Annotated in this window: 2 protein-coding genes; one reads left to right on the forward strand and one right to left on the reverse strand. The window is 68.3% G+C overall.

The annotated features are described in order from the left end of the window. The first annotated feature begins 314 nt into the window (after positions 1-314). Positions 315-803 (forward strand): isocitrate lyase/phosphoenolpyruvate mutase family protein, encoded by a 489-nt coding sequence (locus ACWDA7_RS52335; protein ID WP_450615216.1) that lies wholly within the window; start codon positions 315-317, stop codon positions 801-803. 233 nt (positions 804-1,036) lie between these two features. Here the strand turns inward: ACWDA7_RS52335 and ACWDA7_RS52340 are convergent, their stop codons facing one another. Next, on the reverse strand, positions 1,037-1,651 hold the full coding sequence (locus ACWDA7_RS52340; protein WP_450615218.1) for a DNA-3-methyladenine glycosylase family protein: 615 nt from the start codon (positions 1,649-1,651) through the stop codon (positions 1,037-1,039). Between the last annotated feature and the right edge of the window lie 389 nt (positions 1,652-2,040).

The following is a 2,040-nucleotide window of genomic DNA, read 5'->3' on the forward strand; positions in this document are numbered from 1 at the left end:
GGCGATGCCTTCCCACACCTCGTCGGCCTGGTGCATCACCAAAGCTTTCGTCACATGATGGCCCAGGTGGCGGGAGCATTCCATGTGCCGGTAGCTGCGGCGTTCCATCCTCACCATGCAGCAACTCGGCTCCCTGTTCGGCATCTGCGACTCCGCAGTCCACCAAGTCGTCGACCTCTCGCCGGACCGCTCGCCGAGCTACTCGGTCCGCCGCCCACCGACCGCAGGGAACTGTGGGTCGCCGACGGGACTTTGATCCCTGTCCACGACAAGAAGAAGACCGCAAAGTCGAAGACTACCGGCGCAGCGTCAACGTGCAGGTCGTCTGCAGGGCCCGCGAGGGCAGGGTCATCGCGGTCGGTGACGCGCGGCCAGGAAACCGCAACGACATCGTCGTCTTCCGGGAAACCGTCGGCAGGACCCTGCCCGACCACCCCAGGCTCTCCGGCGACGGCGGGTATCGCGGCAGCGATCGCATCCGCACACCACGGTTACGCAAGACTCCCGAAGATGTCCTGGCTACTGTCGACGCTGCGATTGCCCGCGGGCTGGCCGGCATCGGTGTCGAGGACACCACCGGTGACCCCGCGAACCCGACTCGTGACTTCGATGACGCGGTTCGCCGCATCGAGGCCGCCGCTTACGCAGCACGCGGGCAGATCGTCCTGACTGGCCGAACGGACAACCTCTTGTGGGGGTGGGCGGTTTCCGACGTCCATGACACCATCCGCCGCCTCGCCGCTTACGCGGAGGCAGGAGCTGACGTCCTCTACCCCGTCCCTGCCGGACATGGCTTCCATTAGCGCAGTCATCAGAGCTGTCGCCCCCAAGCCGGTCAACATCTTGGTCGGCCCAGCTCAAGACACGGCCATCGGAACTCCAGGCGATCGGTGTCCGCCGGATCAGCCTCGGAGTCGCCCCCTACATGCACACCCTCAGAGCTACACAGGAGGCTGCTGCGAAACTTGCGAAGGGAGATCTGACGGCCCTCGCATCGAATCTCAACTTCGGCCACATCATCGACCTCATCAAGGGCTTAGCGGAACGGCTCGGCGCGGGGCGCGCGGTGGCTACGACGCGGCGCCGAGCGCGGAGTGAGCTCGAGGATGCGGACCACCCGGTAGCGGTGCGGCCGCCACGGCAGGTAGAACGCCTCGATCTCCTGCTCGGCCAGTGGACGGCCGAGCAGGGTCATGCCGGTCATACGGCCGAGGTCGAAGTCACCGATGGGCAGCGCGTCGGCGTCGCCGAGCGCGCGGTGCCCGACCTGCGCCGCGGTCCACACCCCGACGCCCGACATCGCTGACATCAGTTCATAGGCGCGGGCGGGGTCGGTGGCGGCACGATCGAGCTTGGCCGCATGCCACGCCGCGACGATGACGGTCTTCGAACGGTGCAGGTCGACCCCGGCTCGCCGCCATTCCCAGATCGGGATCTTCGCCCACGCCTCGGGCGAGGGCATGACCCGCATCGTCTCGGGCGCCGGACCCGGCGCCGGGCCGCCGTGCGCGCCGACGAGGCGGGCCCAGGCGGCTTGGGCGTCCAGGCCGACCACCCGCTGCTCGAGGATCGCGGGGACGAGGGCTTCGAACAGCCGTCCCGTGCGCGGGACGCGGAGGCCGGGCAGGCGGCTCCAGGCTCGTTCCAGCACGGGATGTGCCGGCCGGACGTCCTCGGGGTGCAGGAGACGGTCCTCCAGGCGGCCCGCCCGGCGGACCCGCAGTGTGTCGCTAGTGTTCGACCAAGCTGGAGATGAGGGCGAACGTGGGCTCAGCTGCGAGCGAAGGATTCGATGTGGTCCAGGGCCATGTCCAGCGCGACGGCCATCGGCTCGGAGCTGTGAGCGTTCTGTGCAAGCACGTAACCACCCTGCAGGGCAGCCAGCAGACCGGTACCCAAGCGTTGTGGGTCCGCGTCCTCGGCGAGTACGCCGAGGCCGCGGGGCCCGGGGAGGGGTTAGAAGAGCCTACGCCCCCAGGCCTCGATTTATGAGTTTGTCGCGTGGGGGGTCTGCTACTCGGTTTGGGGGATAGGGAGAGC

Source organism: Streptomyces sp. NPDC001156, assembly GCF_053598275.1.